Raw genomic sequence first — 18,841 nt, forward strand, 5'->3', positions numbered from 1 at the left:
GCATGAGAAGAGCCGGCAACCGGGACGTTGCGGTCGTCACCCCCTGGTACCCGATTCCGCAGACACCGTTCGCCGGGGCGTTCGTCCAGGCGATGGTGGAGGCGACGGCGCCGGGCTGCGGCGAAGTCACGGTCTACCAGACCGACGCTTGGTCGGCGAAGATGAAACCGGAGGCCGCGGCCGCCGCGGCCGAGGCGCACCGCGCCCTCATGCCGCGGGTGCTGCACCGCGCGACCACCGTCGCGGGCGCCGGGCTGCTGCGCGTCCCGGTGCTGATCCCGGCCGGATGCAGCTACGCCGAGCTCGCCCGGCACCATGCGGCGTGGCTGCGTGAGGCACTGGGCGGCGAGCCGATTCCGGCGCCGGTCGTGCACGCCCACGTGGGGCTGCGGGGCGGCTGGCCGGCGCTGGAGAACGCGCGCCCGGACGCGAGGGTGTTCGTGACCGAGCACGCGTCCTATCTCCACCAGGTTCTCGAACAGCCGGATTCGCGCGAGATGTACGGGCAGGTCCTGGACCGCTGCACACGCTTCTTCGCGGTGACGGAGGCCCTGCGCGAGCAGCTGCTGGACGTGTTCCCGGCGTACTCCGACAAGATCGATGTGATCTCCAATCCGATCTCCTTCGACACGCCCCGGGCCCGGCCGGTGACCGAGCTGCGTCGCTGGCTGTATGTGGGGAGCCTCATCGAGCGCAAGGGGGTCGGCTGGCTGCTGGAGGCGTTCGCCAAGTGCCATGCGGAGGATCCCGAGCTGACGCTGACGATGGTGGGGGCGGGAGAGCTGGGCGAGCAGCTCGCGCAGCGCGCTGCGGAGTTGCAGGTCCAGGATGCGGTGGAGTTCCTTCCCCCCGTTCCTCCGGAGGAGGCCCTCCGGATCATGCGCGAGCACGACCTCCTCGTGCATCCGGCTCGCTGGGAGACGTTCGGCGTCTCGGTCATCGAGGCGGTGGCGGCGGGGATGCCGGTGCTCGTCACGCGCTGCGGTGGTCCCGAGCGGACGCTGGCGGGGATAGAGAGCGCCGCGGGGGAGATGATCGAGGTCACCGAGGACGCCGAGTCGATCACCGGCGGGTACCGCAGGCTGCGCGACAGGTTCCCCCATGACCTCGACCTGGCCGAGGCCAGGCGGGTGCTGGAGGCGCGGTTCGGATACGGCGCCGTGGCCGAGGCGCATCACCGGCACTGGTTCCCGGAGACGGGGCCGAACGGGGGAGAAGACTCGTGAACGTCCTGTTCCTGGCGCTCGGTGCCTCACGCAAGGGCGCCGTCTCCGCGGAGGTCAAGCGCGTCATTGCGGGCGGAGGGACCGCGACCGTGCTGATCGGCAAGCCTTCGGCGTGGCGGAAGCACCCGCTCCCCGAAGGCGCCGAGGTCGTCGAGTTGGCGGCGGTCGAGCGCGGCTACCGGCCCGGCTGGGTCCGGTTCTGGTTGTACCGGGCACCGCGGCTGGTGCTGCGGATCTGCCTGCCCGGGCCGCTGCGCCGCTGGCGCGACCGGATCGACAACGCGTACCGGCGCCGCGTCGCCAAGCCCCTGAACCGCCGGCTGGCCCGCCGCTACCGGCGCGACCCCGTCCAGGTCCGCCGCCTGGCCGTCGAGCGCGACGTGCTCCGCGGCCGCTCCCTCGGCCTCGTCGTCGTCGGCGACGCGCAGTCACTCGTGGCGGCGTCCGAACTGGCGGACGTCCTCACCGGCACCGGGGCACGCCTCGCCTACACCGTCGACCACCAGGGATCCACGACCGGTCCCGCCGGAGGATGAAGCCGATGTCCCCCCACCGCCGCCCCCGCCTGCTCTACCTCGCGTTCTACTTCCCGCCCTCCCGTGCGAGCGGGGTGTACCGGGCACGGGCCACCGCCAACCGCCTCGTCCAGCAGGGCTTCGACGTCACTGTCTTCACGGCGCCGCTGCCCTTCCTGTACGACACCATCGGGTCGGTCGACGAGAAGCTCGGCGAGACCGTCGACCCGAGCATCACGGTGGTGCGGCCCAAACTGAACCAGTACGCCTGGCAGACGGAACTCCAGGACTACAGCGGCTTCCGGGGCAGATTCCCCCACCTGGCCCAGTCGATGTTCGAGTGGGGGCAGGAGCACCGCTTTCCGGAGAAGTACGCGTCGTGGGCCCGGGCGTGCGTCCGCAAGGCTCTGCGGATGCACGCGCGCCGCAGATTTGACGTGGTCTTGGCGACAGGGAATCCGTTCGCCTCGTTCGGCGCGGCTTGGCGGCTCCACCAGTTGGCCCGGATCCCCTACATCCTCGACTACCGGGACTCCTGGACGCTCGATCTGTTCAGCGAGGAGCCGGCGTTCGCGGACGGCGATCCCGCCTGGAAGTGGGAGAGCCGGGTGCTGAGGTCCGCGTCCGGCATCGTGTTCGTCAACGAGGCGCTGCGGTCCTGGCACGCGGAACGCTATCCCGACCAGGCGGACCGGATGTTCGTGGTCCCCAACGGCTGGGACGCCGACACCCTCCCGGCCGTCGCCGAGCCGCCGCCGTCGGCCTCCGGCGGCCTCGCGCCCCGCTTCGCCTACGTCGGAACACTGACCGGTAAGCAGCCGATCGAACCGATGGTCCAGGCGTTCCGCCGCGCCCGCGAGCATCCCGACATGGCGGACGCGGAACTGGACCTGCACGGTTACCTCGGGTTCTTCAAGCGGTCGGACGGCGGGCTCCGCAAGCGGCTCGCCTCCGGGGCCGGCGATGCGGAACCGGGCGCACCGGGGGAGCAGGACCCGGCGCCGTGGGTGCGGTACCGCGGGCCGGTGTCCAAGACGGAGATCGCCGAGGTCTACCGGACGTCCGACGTGCTGGTGTTCCTGGCGGGCGGGGCCCGCTACGTCACGTCCGGGAAGATCTTCGAGTACATGGCGGCGGGCCGGCCGATCGTGTCGGTGCACGCGCCCGGCTCGGCGGCCGAGGAGGTTCTGCGGGACTACCCGCTGTGGTTCAATCCGGGCGGTCTCGACCCGGAGGACATCGCCGCGTCGATGGTCGCGGCGGCCAAGGCCGCGGCAGGGCTCGACGGACGGCAGGTCGCGGAGGCGCGCGGGTACGCGGACCGGTTCGAGCGGAACGTCGCACTGGAGCCGCTCGTGCGGCGGCTGACCGGTCTGGCCGGCCGCAAGCGGGGCGTGGCCGGATGACGGCGCCGGAGACGAAGGTGCGGGAGGGTGACGACGTGAACGGTGAAGGGTCCCCGCGGGTCCTGCTCGTGGCCATGGCCCCCGACCTCAAGCGCAAGAAGGCCATCCGGCTGGCCGCCCACTTCCTGGACGAGGGCGCGCGGGTGGACGTCCTGACCGCCGAGCGGCGCGGCTGGGGCAAGCTGGACGAGCGGGCGCGGCTGCACCGGCTCGACGAGGCGGAGGCCCGGCATCCCCTGCCGTGGCTGGAGCGCGCCGTGGTCGTTCGGGCGCCGCGGCTCGCCGTGCGTCCGCTGGCACGGCTGGGCCGCCCAGGCGCGATGGCGGAACGGGTGCGCGGCCGGCTGAGCGGTGCCGTTCACCGGCGGCTGTTCCTGCCGTTCTACCGGCACGTCCGGCCGCTGCTGCTGGCAAGGCTCGCCCGCAGGCGCGTCCTGCGGGACATCGACATGGCGCAGGTGGTGCGGGTCATCGTCACCGACAGGGACGGGGTTCCGCTCGCCTGGAGGCTCGCGCGGAGGCATCCCGGCGTCACCGTGACGACCCGGATGGACAAGTCCCTGGAAGCCAGGGGCTGACCCGCCGCAGGCCGATCCGCGACGACCGTTTCCGTTCGCCCGGCGTTCACCGCGCCCTCACCCGCGATCGAGGTAAGACCTCCCATACTTGCAGGTGAGCCGCGACTTACCGCCGAACGACCGTGCCGCTCATCCCGCCACTCGGCGCCGGATGGCGACGGCTCGACCGAACGGAGGATGCCGTATGCACACCGAGGGCGAAACCGATCCCCTGGAGCCGCGCGGCCGGGTCGTCATGCTCGTCGACAACGGCGTCGAGAAGGACTCCCGGGTTCAGAAGGCCGCGACGTCCATCGCCGCCGCGGGGTGGGAGGTGCACCTCGTCGGTTGCGTCCGGAGCCGGCGAAGGCAGACCTGGCGGCTGGGCGGCGCCCATGTGCTGCTCGTCCCCCGGCAGGACGTCCTCAACAGGCCGCGGCCCCGGGTCTGGCGGTCCACGCTCCGCCGTCCGCTGGCGTACTCGCACGCGGAGGTCGCGGCGTACCGGCGGCGGCTGGTCCAGTCCCGGCGGGCCGACATCGCCGCGACCCGCCTCGCGCCCGGCGTCGACGGACCGGTGTGGAAGGCGTGGCTGGCGGCCCGCCGGATCTCGGCGAGGGCCCAGCAGAGCTGGGTGGCGCTGCGTGCGCACCAGACGGACTCCCTTGCCAGGGCCCGTATGGACGCGAACTCGCCGGTCGAGCGCCTCGCCCTCGCCTTCTGGCAGAAGCTCCTAGGCGATCGGGCATGGCGCGTTCTCGACCGCGGCCTGTGGGACTGGGACACCGCTTACAGGACGACCGTCGACGAACTCGAACCGGACATCATCCACGCCAACGACTTCCGCATGCTCGGGGTCGGCGCCCGCGCCGTGCGGCGTGCACGGGCCAAAGGCCGGGAGGTGAAGCTCGTGTGGGACGCGCACGAGTTCCTTCCCGGCATCCGTCCCTGGCACGACGGGCCGCGCTGGCATCCCGCCGTGTGCGCCTACGAACGCGAGTACGCCGGCGCGGCCGATGCCGTGGTGACCGTCTCGGCGCCTCTCGCCGACATGCTCGTCGAGCACCACGGCCTGCGGCAGAAGCCGGCCGTCGTGCTCAACGCGCCCGCCATCGGGGGAGAGCCGACCACCACGCGCCCCGTCCCGGACCTGCGGGAGCTGTGCGGCATCGGCGTCGGCACCCCGCTCGCCGTCTACAGCGGCGGCGCCTCCGAGCCGCGCGGCCTGATCATCATGATCGAGGCACTGCCGCGGCTGGCCGGACTGCACGTCGCCCTGGTCGTTCCCGTGCCCGGCGGGAGCGAGGCGAAGCGGCTGCTGCACCGCGCCGGCGAACTCGGCGTCCGCGACCGCGTGCACATCCTCCCGTACGTTCCGTTCGACCAGGTCGTCCCGTTCCTGTCGGCGGCCGACGTCGGCGTCATCCCGATCCACCACTGGCCGAACCACGAGATCGCGCTGATCACGAAGTTCTTCGAGTACTCGCACGCACGGCTGCCGATCGTCGTCAGCGACGTCAGGGCCATGAGCGAGACGGTGCGGGGCACCGGCCAGGGCGAGGTGTTCCGGGCCGAGGACGAGGACGACTACGTGCGGGCCGTCGAAGCCGTGCTGAGCGCCCCGGAGCGGTACCGCGCCGTGTACGGCGCACGGCCGGACTTGCTCCGTGCGTGGACGTGGGAGGCGCAGGCCGAGGTCCTGGACGGCGTCTACACGGAGTTGCTGCCGGGCGCCGCGAAGCCGTCCGTGAAGAGCGTGTAGGCCATGGCGGACAGAGGCGGCGGCAGGGACGTGGCGGTCCTCACCCCCTGGTACCCCGCCCCGCACCACAAGTTCCAGGGCGCCTTCGTCCAGGCGATGGTGGAGGCGACCGCGCCGGGCTGCGGCGCGGTCACCGTCTACCACACCGACGGATGGCCGCTGAGGATCGCGCCGGAGGCGGCGCGGGCGGCGGAGGAGGCGCACCGGCGACTCCTGCCCGACGCGCTCTCCCCCCTTCCCGCGGACGGGGGAGCCCGGCTGCTGCGCGTCCCCGTCCTGATGCGCGGACGCACCTTCGGGGAACAGGCCAGGGAGCACGCGAAGGGTCTCGGCCTGGCGTTGGACGGCGAGCCGATCCCGGCGCCGGTCGTGCACGCCCATGTCGGGCTGCGGGGCGGCTGGACGGCGCTGGAGAACGCGCGCCCGGACGCGAGGGTGTTCGTGACCGAGCACGCGTCCTACCTCCACCAGGTGCTCGAACAGCCGGATTCGCGCGACCTGTACGAGCAGGTCCTGGACCGCTGCACACGCTTCTTCGCGGTGACCGAGGCCCTGCGCGAGCAGCTGACGGCGGCGTTCCCGGCGTACTCCGACAAGATCGATGTGATCTCCAATCCGATCTCGTTCGGCGCGGCCCGGCCCAGGCCGGTGACCGGGCTGCGTCGCTGGCTGTATGTGGGGAGCCTCATCGAGCGCAAGGGGGTCGGCTGGCTGCTGGAGGCGTTCGCCAAGTGCCATGCGGAGGACCCCCGCCTGACGCTGACGATGGTCGGGAAGGGCCCGCTGGGCGACCGGCTCGCGGAGCGCGCCGGGGAGTTGGAGGTGCGGGACGCGGTGACGTTCCTCCCCCCGGTCCCGCTGGACGAGTGCAACCGGCTCATGCGCGAGCACGACCTCCTCGTCCACCCGGCCCGCTGGGAGACGTTCGGCGTCTCGGTCGTCGAGGCGGTGGCGGCGGGGATGCCGGTGCTCGTCACGCGCTGCGGTGGTCCCGAGCGGACGCTGGCGGGGATAGAGAGCGCCGCGGGGGAGATGATCGAGGTCACCGAGGACGCCGAGTCGATCACCGGCGGGTACCGCAGGCTGCGCGACAGGTTCCCCCATGACCTCGATCTGGCCGAGGCCAGGCGGGTGCTGGAGGCGCGGTTCGGATACGGCGCCGTGGCCGAGGCGCACCACCGGCACTGGTTCCCGGAGACCGGGCCGAACGGGGGAGAAGACTCGTGAACGTCCTGTTCCTCGCCCTCGGCGGGTCGCGCCGGCATGTGATCGTCGCCGAGGCCGAACACGTCCTCGCCGCCGGCGGGGCGGCGACCGTGCTGGTCGGCGACCCCGCCAGGTGGCGGAACGACCCGCTGCCGGAGGGAGCCGACATGGTCGAGTGGCGGCGGCTCGTACGCGGTCACAGGCCCGCCGTGATGCGGCTGCTGCTGGACCGCGTCCCCCTGTTCCTCATACGCGCCTGCCTGCGCGGTCCCCTGACGGGATACGGAGCGCGCCTGCAGGCATTCCACCGGCGCCGCGTCTCCCGTCCGATCCACCACCGGCTCCTCCGGTTCTACCAGCGGGATCCCGCCCGGGTCCGGAGCCGCGTCGCCCGCCGCGAACTCCTTGGCGGCAGGTCGATCGACATCGTCGTCGTCGGTGACGCCGAGTCGGCGGTCACCGCGTCCGAACTGCGGGACGTCGTCCTCGGCTCGGGGGCGCGCCTCGCCTATACCGCCGCCCACGCCGGGCCTGCGGACGCTCAAGCCCGGCCTGTGGCCGGCCTGCTCGGAGGGGGAAAGCCATGACCGCACGCCGTCCCCGCCTTCTGTACCTCGCCTTCTACTTCCCGCCGTCCCGGGCAAGCGGCGTCTACCGTCCGCGCGCGACGGCCAATCTCCTGGTCGAACGGGGCTGGGACGTCACGGTCTTCGCCGCGCCGATGTCCTTCCTGCACGACGCCATCGGTTCGTTCGACGAGAAGCTGCTCGCCTCGGTCGATCCGAGGATCACTGTGGTACGGCCGGAACTGAACCAGTTCGCATGGCAGCAGGACGTGCGCCGCTACGGCAGGTTCCGTGGAACCTTCCCGCATCTCGCCCGCCGGGCCTACGGGTGGGGGCAGAAGCACGTGTTCCCGGAGCACTACGCGTCCTGGGGTCGTGCGAGCGTGCGCCGCGCGCTGCGCCTGCACGCCCGCCGCAGGTTCGACGTCGTGCTGGCGACGGGGAACCCCTTCGCCTCGTTCGCCGCGGCATGGGCGTTCAACCGGCTGACCCGGACGCCCTACATCCTGGACAACCGCGACGCCTGGACCCTCGATCTGTTCAACGAGACACTCGCGTTCGAGGAGGGGCACTCGGCCCTGGCCTGGGAGCGCCGGGTGCTGAAGCACGCGTCCAACGTGGTCTTCGTCAACGAGGCCATCCGGTCGTGGCACGCCAAGCGCTATCCGTCCGTGGCGGACCGGATGATGGTCGTCCCGAACGGCTGGGACTCCGACACCCTCGCGAACACAGTCGGGCCGCCCTCGAGCATCCGCGATGGACGGGACGAGCGCCGCCCGCGGTTCTCCTACGTCGGCACGCTGACCGGCAACCAGCCCATCGAGGCGATGCTCGAAGGGTTCGGGCAGGCCCGCGAACACCCGGACCTGGCGCACGCCGGGCTCGACCTGCACGGATATCTCGGCTTCTTCAAGGGGGCCGACGGCAAGCTCCACCAGAGGCTCGCGACCGGACTCGACGGGCAGGGCGGCGGGCAGGGCGGCGAGCAAGGCCTCCCGCCCGGTGTCCGGTACTGCGGGCCGGTGTCCAAGACCGAACTGCACAACGTCTACCGGGACACCGACGTCCTGGTGTTCCTGGCAGGAGGCGCGCGCTACGTGACGTCCGGAAAGATCTTCGAGTACATGGCGGCGGGACGCCCCATCGTGTCGGTCCACGCCCCCGGCTCCGCGGCCGAGGAGATCCTTCGCGGCTACCCGCTGTGGTTCAACCCGGGCGGGCTGGAGCCGAGGGCCATCGCGGCCTCGATGGCCGAGGCCGCGAAGGCCGCGGCGGGACTCGACCAGCGGCAGCTCGACGAGGCGCGCGCCTACGCCGGCCGCTTCGAGCGCAGCGTGTCGCTGGAGCCGCTGGTACGGCGGCTGACAGCACTGGCGGAACGCGGGCGCGCGGCCGGATGACCGTTCTCGGAGGCGATGACATGAACGCTGAACCGTCACCGCAGGTACTCATCCTCGCCATGGATCCCAGGGGCCACAAACGCGGCCACGCCAGGGTCGCGAGCCTGGTCGCCTCCTTCCTGGACGAGGAGGGAGCGCGGGTCGACGTGGTGACCGCCGAGCCGAGGGGGTGGGAGAAGCTGGACGAGCGGGTCAGGCTGCACCGGCTGGACGGAACCGAGGCCCGGCATCCGCTGCTCTGGTTGGAACAGGCGGTGGTGAGCAGAGCGCCGCGCAGGATCGTGCGGCCGCTGAACCGGCTCGGCCGTCCAGGCGCCGTCCTCGGACGGGCGCAGAGCCGCGTCTCCGATGCCGTCCACCGGCGGCTCTTCCTGCCCTTCTACGGGCAGGTCCGGCCGCTTCTCCTGGCCCGCATCGCGCGGCGACGCGTCCTGAGCGGCATCGACATGGCGAAGGTCAGCCGGGTCGTCGTGATGGACGACGCGTCGGTGCCGTGCGCCTGGCGGCTGGCCCGCCGGCACCCGGACGTCACCGTGACGACGCGGCAGGTGCGCACGCTCGACCCGGCGCGCTGACCGGGCTCAGCCGCGGGCGCGTTCGGCGAGGATCGCCGCGACGGCCTCGGCCGCGCGGCCGTCGCCGTAAGGGGTGCCGCGCGGCGCCTCCGGGGCGGGACGCGTGGCGGTCGCCGTCCAGCGGGCCGCGCCGAGTTCGCCGGGATGGGGGACCAGCTCGTTCCATCCGCCGGCGAGCGTCTCCGGCCATTCCGTCTCGGTGCGCAGGGTCGTGCACGGGCGTTCGAGCAGGAAGGCCTCCTTCTGGAGGCCCCCGGAGTCGGTGATCACGCCCCGCGAGCCGAGCACGGCCGCCACCATGGCGGCGTAGGGCAGGGGGCGGCCGACCCGGACGGCGCCGCGGTCCAGCTTGATCCCGTGCGTTTCGGCGCGGGCGACCAGCCGGGGGTGGGCGAGCAGCGCCACCGGGACCGGGAGGTCGGCGAGGGAGTCGACGAGCGAGCCGAGCCGAGCGGCGTCGTCGGTGTTCTCCGCCCGGTGCAGGGTGGCGACCAGGTAGGGCTGCTCGGAGTCGATCCCGTCCGGGAGAGCGGGGGCGGCGGGGTCGGCGAGGACCGAGTCCCGCACCCGGAGGCACACGTCCACCATCACATCGCCCGTGCGGACGCTGCGCTCCGCGAGCCCCTCGGCGGCGAGGTGGCGCATGGCCTCCTCCGTCGGGGCGAGCAGCAGGTCGGCGGCGTGGTCGGTGAGGACGCGGTTGTGCTCCTCCGGCATGCGGCGGTTGAAGGATCGGAGCCCCGCCTCCAGGTGCGCCACGGGGAGGTGCAGCTTGACGGCCGACACCGCTCCGGCCAGCGTCGAGTTCGTGTCCCCGTAGACGAGGACCCAGTCGGGACGCTCCCTTTCCAGGATCGGGTCCAGCGCGGACATGACGGCCCCTGTCTGGACGCCGTGGCTGCCGGACCCGACGCCGAGGTGCACATCGGGGTCGGGGATGCCGAGGCCGGAGAAGAACACGTCCGACAGGTCGGCGTCGTAGTGCTGCCCCGTGTGGACGATGACGTGCCGGTGGCCCTGCGCGGCGAGGGCGGCGGCGATGGGAGCGAGCTTCACCAGCTGCGGCCGTGCGCCGACGATGCTGAGGACCTTGAGGTTCATGCCTGCCTCTCGATGAGGACCGTCGTCTGCGAACCGTCCCCGGCGGGCGTCTCGACGTAGCGCTCGCCGGTCCGCGGACACTCCCATACTCCCTGCTCGTCCGGCCGCTCGGTCAACCGGGCCCCCGCGCGGCCGACCCAGCCGATGCGGCGGGCGGGCACGCCCGCGACCAGCGCGAAGTCGGGGACGTCGCGGGTCACGACGGCGCCTGCGGCGACCATCGCCCAGCGGCCGACGCGGACGGGCGCGACGCACACGCTGCGGGCGCCGAGCGAGGCTCCCTCGGCGACGTGGACGCCGACCGCCTCCCAGTCGCCGCCGCGCTTCAGCCTGCCGTCCGGGTCCACCGAGCGGGGCTCGCGGTCGTTGGTGAGCACGACGGCCGGGCCGACGAACACGCCGTCCTCCAGCACGGCGGGCTCGTAGACGAGCGCGTGGTTCTGCAGCTTGACGTTGTCGCCGATCCGCACGCCCGCGCCGACGTAGGCGCCGCGCCCCACGATGCAGCCCTCGCCGAGCCGGGCCTTCTCCCGGACCTGGGCGAGGTCCCAGACCGTGGTTCCGTCGCCGAGTTCGGCGCTCGGGTCGACCTGGGCGCTCGGCAGGATGCGGTGGCTCATTCGGTCCCTTTCCGTCGCGGAGTGATCAAGCCCAGCGCCCGGCGCGCTCGCGTGTTCAGGGGGGACGTGACATGCACGGCCAGCGGGCTTTCGTCGAGCCTGACGTACACGCGGCGGGGCGGCAGCAAGGAGGCGGTGAGCGGCCCGAGGCGGCCGGTGCCCTCCGGCATCCGCGTGGAGACCGGCCCGCCCATCCCGTCGATCTCGAAGGATGCGCGCCAGACGCCGGGGCGCGCGCGGGCGACGGATAGGTCGGCGTACCGGTGGGACCGCCGGCCGGGACCGTGCTCCAGCCCCGTGCGGATCTCGCCCCCGCCCTCGTTGGACCGCCGCAGCACGATGGTCATCGCCGGGGACCCGCCGGAGGGCAGGGTCGGCGGCGGATCCGCCATCACGCGCAGCCGGCGCCCCCGGGCCTGGCTGATCCGGACGTCCTGGAAGTCGGTGGGCTTGAGGGCGCCGCCCACTTCCAGCGTCAGCCGCTTCCGCTCGTGCGGCGACAGCGGCCGGACGAGGTGCCACCGGCCGTCCGCCTGGACGACCGCCGCGCGCGGCATCGCGAACCCGCGGGGCTTGACGACGGGGGCGGTCAGGGTGAGCCCCCCGACTTCGGCCTCCACGGTCGCGGTCCACCGCCCGTCGGCCCAGGAGCCGGGGGCCGGCAGGAACGACGCGGTGTAGGTGACGGCCAAGCCCTTCTCGTCACGGACGGAGGAGGTGACCTGGCACTCGATCCGGTGCGAGGCCCCGGCGCCGTTCTCCAGGACCAGGTGCAGGAGGGGGGCCGCCTCGTCCACGTCGTGCAGAAGGAACTCGCCGGTGAGGCGCAGGGCGTCGTCAGCCCAGGAGAGCGCGGTCAGGTCGTGCCGCACCCGTACGGGCTCTCGGCTCTCGTAGCACGCGTCGGGAACGCCCACCGAGGCGTCGCGGAAGAACGGGTACTTCAGGTATGTCCGCCCGCCGTCTATGCGGATGCCGGGAGGCGTTCCACTCCGGTGGAACCGCAGGACCTCCGCGAGTTCCTCGTTGAGATGTTCGCGCAGGCAGTGCGCGAAGACCCGCCGCCGCGGGTCGTAGAGCTCCAGCAGGCCCGGGGTGAGCCAGGTGTCCAGCAGGTCGCGGCACCCCTTGAGGATGATCTCGCGACCCTCGCGCGAGGCGGGCAGGTACCGCTGCTCGAGCATGCCGAAGACCTCCAGCAGCAGGTACCGGTAGTGCAGGCGCTCTCGCAGCTCGCCCGGTTCGGTGTACCTGGCCACCAGGGACATCGCGCGGTGGGCGATCGCGTGCACCTCGGCGGGCGGGGCGCCGCCGACCTGCGTCGCGCTCGACCCGTCCGTCCGCGCCGCCCAGTAGTAGCAGTCGTAGTCGGTGAGGACGGACACGCCGCTCGCCGCCAGGTAGGCGCCCGCGGTGAAGAGCTGGTCCTCGTGGGAGAGCAGGCCCTCGCTGAAGCGCAGCCCCTCGCGTTCGACCAGCGACCGGCGGAAGAGCTGGAGCGCGGCCATCGACATCCGGGGGAACAGGTCGCAGTCCGGGTCGAGGACGTGGGTGCGCTCGATGGTGCGCTCGAACACCCGCGGCACCTTGCGCCCGCCCGTCCCGACCTGCTTGCCGAGGACGATGTCGGTGCCGTTGCGCTCGGCCATGGCCGTCATGCGCTCCAGCGCCTCCGGGCCCAGCCGGTCGTCGGAGTCCAGGAAGAAGACGAACTCCCCGGAAGCGAGCTCCAGCCCGCGGTTGCGGGGCGCTCCCGCGCCCCCGGAGTTGGGCTGGTGGACGACCGTGAGCTGGTCGTGGGCGCGGGCCAGCTCGTCCAGCAGCTCGCCGCTGCCGTCGGTCGAGCCGTCGTCGACGGCGATGACCTCGACCTGTCCGGCGGGCAGGCTCTGGGTGAAGGCCGACTCCAGAGCCCCGCCCACCGTGTCCCGGCACTGGAACACCGGGACGATCACACTGACCAGAGGTCGGCTCATGGCCCCTCAACAGGCCGGAAGGCACTCATGGCGAACACTCTAGGCGTGCTCCGTGACCGCCGCGCCGGAGACCCTGTACATCGTCGACCTGGGGCCGGCCTCCGCGAGCGCGTCGACGGCGGCGGCGAACCGCGTCATGGCGTCCGGGTGCTCGGGGCCCAGCAGGTAGTCGCGGAGCGTCCGGCGCTCCGCGGCCAGCGGGTCCTGGCCGGGCGTCGCCGCGACGGCGAGGATGTCGGCCAGCTCGCCGCAGCCCGGGCTCAGCAGGTAGGCCGCCGACGCGGACGGGAACTCGGCCCTGAAGGCGCTCTCGTCCATCCCGTCGGGGTTGGTGACGACGTACGGCTTCAGGCTCGGGATGTAGTCGGAGATCACGCTGGAGATGTCGGTGATCAGCATGTCCGAGCGGTTGAAGCACTCGTAGAGGGAGGCGTCCGCGCCGGTCACGACCTGGTGGCCGCCCGCGCCGCTGCGGTTCGCCTGCTCGATCATCCGCATGAGCCGGTTGTGCACGGCCGCCGCCTCCGGCAGCCGCCGGCCGGTGTAGGGGTGCGGCCGGTAGATGACGCGCAGCCGCGGCCCCTGCTCCAGGAGGGTCCGGACGATCCGCTCGCCCATGCCGAGCAGCGAGCTGTAGCCGTGCTCGTTGTCCCAGCCCTCCCACGTGGGGGCGTACAGGACGGTCGGGACGGGCCCGCCGGACGGCTCGGTGGTGATCTCGCCGAGCTGCGGGCGCCCCACCTCGACGATGGCCTCGTCGCGCACGCCCGCGTCGGAGTTGCGGTAGCGGTCGCGGCCCGCCGGGCCGGCCACCCACACCTCGTCGAAGACCTTGCTGACCGGGTTGGAGCTCGGGCCCTTGTCGCTGTCGCCGTGCCCGACGAAGACGTGCTTGATGTGCTCCTCGCGGAGCAGGTGGAGGTTCTTGCCGGTGTTGCCCGGGTAGAGCGCGACCTTCACGGTGCCGAGGTCGAAGTTCATCATGTCCTCGGCCCGCGTGATGCACACGACCGGGAGCCGGGTGGGCGCGAGCGCGCCGACGACCTCGGGGGAGCGGACGAGGACCATCGCCTTGCGGTCCAGCCGCTCCAGCGTCTCCAGCCACATGTTGGCCTGGTAGACGGTGGTGACCGGGCCGGTGAAGTACAGCACGACCTCGGGCTTGTAGCGGTTCACGCGGCGCTGCACGTCGCGGGCCATCCGGCCGGCGTTGAGCAGGGCGCGCATCCGGCGCAGCCGCGGCGCCTGCGCGGCCGCGGTGGCGACGGCCGCCGCCGCGGTGCCGAGGAGGCCGACCGCCACGAGCACCGGGAGGTCGAGCAGGATCCCGGCGGTGCCGAACAGCAGAATCGGGAGGTCGGCGTGGCTCTCCAGGAGGAGGATCAGCCGGGCCTGCCAGACGGTGTCGGGGCCGGGGAGCGCCGGCTCGCCCTCGCCGAGGTTGCGGGTGGCGAAGGGCAGCCGGTTGACGCGGCGCGCGGCGACCGAGCCGGCGAGGGTCGCGGCGCGGAGCCAGTCGACCAGCAGGAGGCCGAGGGCGGCCAGCACGATCGTGGGCCGGCCGGCGCCGCCCGACTGGACGAGCAGGAGCACGAGGGCGGCCTGCCGGACCAGCACCCGCGCGCCGGGGGGCATCTGGCCCCAGCGCAGCGGCCTGGCCGCGTCCGGCAGCGTCCGCCCGAGGGCGTACTCGGCCGCGTAGCAGAGCACGGCGGCGCCGAGGAACGCCCAGGGCGACCCGGCCGCGGCCGTCCCGATCAGCAGCCCGAGCGTGACGGGCAGCCACAGCACCGTTGAGTACCGCATGAGAGTCGAGTACCGGGAGACGAGACGCCGCACGGCACACCTCCGTCTGGTCAGCGCCCCGGGGGGGTGGCGCAGTTGAAGAGGGGAAGGGGGGACCTGCGCCCGCCGGGCCGAGCGGGCGTGTGCGGGGGAGCCGGCGTCAGCCGGAGCGGCCGCCGGTGAGGGGGTCTTCACGGCGGACGTCGATGACCTGCCCGGTGAGGCTGGAGAGCAGGACGTTGAGGGAGGTGCGGGCCACCTGGTCCGCGCTCAGCAGGGTGTGCGGGGGCTCCTGCCCGAACGCCGCGGTCCGCATGGGGGTGCTGGTCCGCTCGGGGTTGATGCAGTTGATCCGCACGCCGTCGCCGGACCACTCGTCCGCCAGCGCCTGGGTGAGGTTCACCGTGGCCGCCTTGGCGGAGGAGTAGAGGCTGTAGTCGGCGCGCCCGCGGGTGTAGGAGCTGGACGTGTAGAGCAGCAGTTGCCCGCCGGTCTTCGCGAGGTAGGGGAACGACGCCCGCGCGATGTGGATCGGCGCGAGGTAGTTGACCCGCAGCGCCTCCTCGATCGCGTCGGGGTCGATGGCGTCGAGCCGGCCGATCCGCAGCACGCCCGCCGTGTTGACGACGAAGTCGACGCGGCCGGTCGCCGAGTAGGCCTGCGCGAGCGCGCCGGCGACGTCCTCGGGCCGCTCGACGTGGGTGCGGGTGGCGCCGCGGCTGTAGCCGAACACGCGGGCGCCGAACCGCTGGGCGAGCTCCGCGACCGCGGCGCCGATGCCCTGGCTGGCGCCGAACACGACCATCGTCTTGCCACCGAGCGCCTCGGCGTACTCGTCCTCGGTCAGGTCGGGGGCCTCGGAGGAGGCGAGCTGGAACAGCTTGTCCGCGACGAACATGTCGACCGGCTCGGTGACCTTCATGTTGTGCTCGTCGCCGCGCACGACGTAGATCGGGGTGCCGGGCAGGTAGCGCAGCACCACCGAGCAGTCGTCGGTCGCCTCGAAGTTCTCGTCGCGCCACGCGTTCTCGTAGGCCGCGCGGATGGTGGCGAGCCGGAAGCCCTGCGGGGTCTGCCCGCGCCGCAGGTTCGCCCGCCGCGGCACGTCGACGATGACGTCCTCGTCGACCTGGATGATCGTGTCGGCGGACGGGATGGCCACGTCCACCGCCTGGTGCTCGCGCAGCGCGGACACGCAGTCGCGGATGATGCGCTGCGACAGCAGCGGGCGCACCGCGTCGTGGAACAGCACGCTGGTCGTCTCGGCCGGGTGGTCGGCGAGGGCGTCGAGCGCGAGCTGCGTGGTCGCGTTCCGGGAGGTGCCGCCGGGGAGCACGGCCTTGACCTTGGTGCAGCCGGCCTTCTTCACGCACTCCTCGGCGTCCTTGAGGAAGCCGGGGTTCATGAGGACGAGGATCTCGTCGACGTCGGAGGCCTCCTCGAACACGCCCAGCGTGTGCTCGAGGATCGACTTGCCGGCGATCTTGAGGAGCTGCTTGGGGGTGCTGAGGCCCATCCGCTGCCCGCTGCCACCCGCCAGGATGACGGCGACGACGCGATGCTCACCCTGCGGCGCCATGACCAATGCGACCGTCCTTCTTATTCATGGCAGCCGGAACGGCGGCCGGAAACGAGGTGTTGCAGTCACCCGAGGGGGATCTCTGGGGGGCGCGGGCGGCGCGGCATTCGCAGGGCTGATGATCCGCACAGGGGGGAACTGACGCTTTACTGTACCCGGTCTGTGGAACTTTGAGACGAATTCACCGACGTTCCAGGACCCCGTAACCCTTGTGTGATGGGGCCTGAGGTGCCCGGACGAGGGGAATCGTCAACGGCCGAACAGCGGCCTCATGTCCGGCTCGACGGCCCAGCGGGTCACGCGGCGCACCGGGGGCGTGCTCAGCACCGTGACGAGGACGAAGCAGGCGAGCACGACCGAGAGCACGCCCGGGATCGTGTCGAACCACGCGAGCTTGTGCCAGCCCTCGAACGTGAACAGCCGTGTCGCGAACCCGTGCAGCAGGTAGCCGTAGATGGTGGCGGCGCCGAGGCCGCTGTACCAGGTGCGGCGGGACGGGGTCACCGCGAGGAAGGCGAGGATCAGAACCGTCCCGGTGACCAGCAGCCCGGCGCGCATCAGGGTGCCGGTGAGCTCGCCCACGCCGAGGTCGGCGTTGGAGGTGTCCCAGTTCAGCCAGCGCGCGTTCATGCGGTCCTGGGTGAGGTACGCGCCGGCGAAGGCGGCCAGCAGGAGCGCGGCGCCGGTGATCCGCGCCCACGGCCGCCGGACGATCTGGACGACCTCCGGCGACAGCGTCAGCCCGAGGACGTAGAACGGCGCCAGCCCGAGGATCCGGTACACGTCGAGCGTGCTGCCGATGTCGCTCATGTAGCCGAGGAGGGCGACGAGCATGGCCGTCGCCAGGGGGTACTTGAGCCGCCGCCAGATCGGGGTGAGCAGCCGCCAGACGAACAGCGCCAGCAGGAACCAGGTCAGGTAGTAGGGGTCCAGCACGTCGAACTGGAACCGCCGGTCGTCGACGCCCCAGGCGAACAGGCTGTAGGCGCACTGGAAGATGACGTAGGGCGCGATGGTCGAGCCGACGAGCCGCACCGACTTGTCGTCGGTGAGCGTGAACCGCTTGGACAGGTACCCGCTGACCATGACGAACAGCGGCATGTGGAACAGGTAGATGAAGTTCCAGAGCGCCGCCGCCAGCGGGACGTCCCGCAGGCCCGACAGTCCGTGCCCGCCGGCGACGAGCAGGATCGCCAGGAACTTGGCGTTGTCCAGGTGGGGGTCGCGTGCTCGGGGAGCCGCGCCGCCCGGCGTCCGCGGCTTCTCCTGCGGGCGCTGGGCGGGGGACGCCGCCGCCTCGGCGGAATCTGGGACCGCCGCCTCGGCCACGACGGACGCCTCGGGTGTCTGTGTCATGAAAGATCTCTGATCCTGGGAGGGGCTCGTGGAGCATACCTAACGAAACGCCCCACAACCCTGGGAGTCACAGCGCGCTGTGCCGGGGTCACGGAGGGGGTCCGGAGCGCGGGCCGGGGGATTTCGGCGGGCCCGCCGCGCACAAGATCTCCCCAGACGGGTACACGGCCCTTACCGGATACGGTGCGGGGCCGGTCCGGGCGGCTCCCGGACCGGGCGGGAGGACGGGGAGGGACATGGGTTACGGGAGGTCCACCAGGCAGGGCGTGGTGATCGTGGCCGGCGGCGCCGTGCTGCTGGCGGGAGTCGCGCTGCTCGTCCTGCCCGGCCCAGGCCTGCTGCTCGTGCTGGCGGGCCTGCTCATCCTGTCCCGGGAGTTCCCGGCCGTGAACCGCTACGTCGAGCCCCTCCGCGAGAAGGCGATCGGCGAGGCGGAGAAGAGCGTCACGTCCTGGTGGCGCCTCACGGGCTCCCTCCTCACCGTGCTGGCGCTGTTCGGCGCGGGCGTGGCCTGGGGACTTGTGCGGGAGCTGCCGTTCAGCGGATGGAGCACGGGTTCCGGGCTCATCCTGTCCGGCTTCATCCTCTGCGGGCTCCTCTACTGGAGCTGGCGCCGGGTGAAGGCCCGCCGCGCCGAGACCTTCCCCGAGTGACGGGCCCGACTTGGGGAAATGTTCGGCCGGATTGATCCGGCGGCCGGGTATCCCCGTGCAAGGGGTATGGGCATTGTTCTTCGTGTACTCGTGGCCGCGGGACTCGCGGCCGACGCCGTCGTGCACTGGCGGTTCGCACCCGACATGGCCCCCGGGCCCAACACCCCCAGCGACGTCATCCCGGGAGACGACCTGTTCTACGGCCAGGCCATCGCGGCGGCCGTCGCGGGCCTGCTCGTGCTGTTCTGGGCCCGGAGGTGGACGTACGCAATCGCGTTCGTCGTCGCGGCGAGCGCGGCCGGGGCCGTGCTGCTGTACTACTTCGTCGACTTCGGGCAGATCGGCCCGATCCCGCGGATGTACGACCCGCAGTGGTACGCGGACAAGACGATCAGCTTCGCCGGGGAGGCGGTGGCCGCGCTCGCCGCGCTCGCCGGCTTCTTCACGGCCGGCCGGAAGAGGGAGGAGGAGGCGGACTCGTACTACGAGGCCCTGAGGTGACGGATCCGCGGGGCGGCGCGTCCGTATGATGAGAGGCGCAGTGCCCGTCAGCCGGCA

The 18,841-nt window shown here is 72.4% G+C and carries 17 protein-coding genes; 11 read left to right on the forward strand and 6 right to left on the reverse strand.

Annotated features, from left to right (window positions below):
- Positions 1 to 2 precede the first annotated feature (2 nt).
- From ABWI07_RS03900 to ABWI07_RS03940, 9 genes are all read left to right on the forward strand, one after another.
- Positions 3 to 1,226, forward strand: a complete 1,224-nt coding sequence (locus ABWI07_RS03900; protein WP_353817633.1) for a glycosyltransferase — start codon at positions 3 to 5, stop codon at positions 1,224 to 1,226.
- Positions 1,223 to 1,762: a hypothetical protein gene (locus tag ABWI07_RS03905; RefSeq protein WP_353817634.1), complete on the forward strand. Its 540-nt coding sequence runs from the start codon at positions 1,223 to 1,225 to the stop codon at positions 1,760 to 1,762. Before ABWI07_RS03900 ends, ABWI07_RS03905 begins: the two co-directional genes overlap by 4 nt.
- Positions 1,763 to 1,767: 5 nt before the next feature.
- Complete coding sequence (locus ABWI07_RS03910; protein WP_200842151.1) at positions 1,768 to 3,147, forward strand: glycosyltransferase; 1,380 nt, start codon at positions 1,768 to 1,770, stop codon at positions 3,145 to 3,147.
- A 35-nt stretch (positions 3,148 to 3,182) separates the two neighbouring features.
- Positions 3,183 to 3,725, forward strand: coding sequence for a hypothetical protein (locus tag ABWI07_RS03915; protein WP_353817635.1), 543 nt, complete (start codon positions 3,183 to 3,185; stop codon positions 3,723 to 3,725).
- Positions 3,726 to 3,909: 184 nt separating this feature from the next.
- Positions 3,910 to 5,466, forward strand: a complete 1,557-nt coding sequence (locus ABWI07_RS03920) for a glycosyltransferase family 4 protein (RefSeq protein ID WP_353817636.1) — start codon at positions 3,910 to 3,912, stop codon at positions 5,464 to 5,466.
- A 3-nt stretch (positions 5,467 to 5,469) separates the two neighbouring features.
- Entirely contained in the window at positions 5,470 to 6,693 is a 1,224-nt protein-coding gene (locus ABWI07_RS03925; RefSeq protein ID WP_353817637.1) for a glycosyltransferase, read from the forward strand.
- Complete coding sequence (locus tag ABWI07_RS03930) at positions 6,690 to 7,259, forward strand: hypothetical protein (protein WP_149261867.1); 570 nt, start codon at positions 6,690 to 6,692, stop codon at positions 7,257 to 7,259. Before ABWI07_RS03925 ends, ABWI07_RS03930 begins: the two co-directional genes overlap by 4 nt.
- Positions 7,256 to 8,638 (forward strand): glycosyltransferase, encoded by a 1,383-nt coding sequence (locus tag ABWI07_RS03935; RefSeq protein WP_353817638.1) that lies wholly within the window; start codon positions 7,256 to 7,258, stop codon positions 8,636 to 8,638. Before ABWI07_RS03930 ends, ABWI07_RS03935 begins: the two co-directional genes overlap by 4 nt.
- Positions 8,639 to 8,658: 20 nt before the next feature.
- Entirely contained in the window at positions 8,659 to 9,213 is a 555-nt protein-coding gene (locus ABWI07_RS03940; RefSeq protein WP_149261865.1) for a hypothetical protein, read from the forward strand.
- A 6-nt stretch (positions 9,214 to 9,219) separates the two neighbouring features.
- Here the strand turns inward: ABWI07_RS03940 and wecB are convergent, their stop codons facing one another.
- The 6 genes from wecB to ABWI07_RS03970 form a co-directional block, all read right to left on the reverse strand.
- Complete coding sequence (gene wecB, locus ABWI07_RS03945; RefSeq protein ID WP_149261864.1) at positions 9,220 to 10,314, reverse strand: non-hydrolyzing UDP-N-acetylglucosamine 2-epimerase; 1,095 nt, start codon at positions 10,312 to 10,314, stop codon at positions 9,220 to 9,222.
- Positions 10,311 to 10,934 (reverse strand): acyltransferase, encoded by a 624-nt coding sequence (locus ABWI07_RS03950; protein WP_149261863.1) that lies wholly within the window; start codon positions 10,932 to 10,934, stop codon positions 10,311 to 10,313. Before ABWI07_RS03950 ends, wecB begins: the two co-directional genes overlap by 4 nt.
- The gene (locus ABWI07_RS03955; RefSeq protein ID WP_353817639.1) at positions 10,931 to 12,910 is read right to left on the reverse strand and encodes a glycosyltransferase family 2 protein; all 1,980 of its coding nucleotides are present in this window, start codon (positions 12,908 to 12,910) and stop codon (positions 10,931 to 10,933) included. Before ABWI07_RS03955 ends, ABWI07_RS03950 begins: the two co-directional genes overlap by 4 nt.
- 39 nt (positions 12,911 to 12,949) lie before the next feature.
- Positions 12,950 to 14,716, reverse strand: a complete 1,767-nt coding sequence (locus ABWI07_RS03960) for a CDP-glycerol glycerophosphotransferase family protein (RefSeq protein WP_353817640.1) — start codon at positions 14,714 to 14,716, stop codon at positions 12,950 to 12,952.
- A 139-nt stretch (positions 14,717 to 14,855) separates the two neighbouring features.
- Positions 14,856 to 16,274 carry a bifunctional cytidylyltransferase/SDR family oxidoreductase gene (locus ABWI07_RS03965; RefSeq protein WP_149261860.1) on the reverse strand — a complete coding sequence of 473 codons (1,419 nt, stop codon included), beginning with the start codon at positions 16,272 to 16,274 and terminating at the stop codon, positions 14,856 to 14,858.
- Between the two features lie 249 nt (positions 16,275 to 16,523).
- On the reverse strand, positions 16,524 to 17,630 hold the full coding sequence (locus ABWI07_RS03970) for an acyltransferase family protein (RefSeq protein ID WP_353817641.1): 1,107 nt from the start codon (positions 17,628 to 17,630) through the stop codon (positions 16,524 to 16,526).
- Between the two features lie 236 nt (positions 17,631 to 17,866).
- On the opposite strand from ABWI07_RS03970, the gene ABWI07_RS03975 reads away from it, so the two are divergent.
- Positions 17,867 to 18,283, forward strand: a complete 417-nt coding sequence (locus ABWI07_RS03975) for a PGPGW domain-containing protein (protein ID WP_149261858.1) — start codon at positions 17,867 to 17,869, stop codon at positions 18,281 to 18,283.
- A gap of 90 nt (positions 18,284 to 18,373) precedes the next feature.
- Positions 18,374 to 18,784 carry a hypothetical protein gene (locus ABWI07_RS03980; RefSeq protein WP_149261857.1) on the forward strand — a complete coding sequence of 137 codons (411 nt, stop codon included), beginning with the start codon at positions 18,374 to 18,376 and terminating at the stop codon, positions 18,782 to 18,784.
- Positions 18,785 to 18,841: the final 57 nt, after the last annotated feature.

The organism is Actinomadura sp. NPDC000600 (assembly GCF_040492135.1).
In the GTDB taxonomy this organism is placed as follows: Bacteria; Actinomycetota; Actinomycetes; order Streptosporangiales; family Streptosporangiaceae; genus Spirillospora.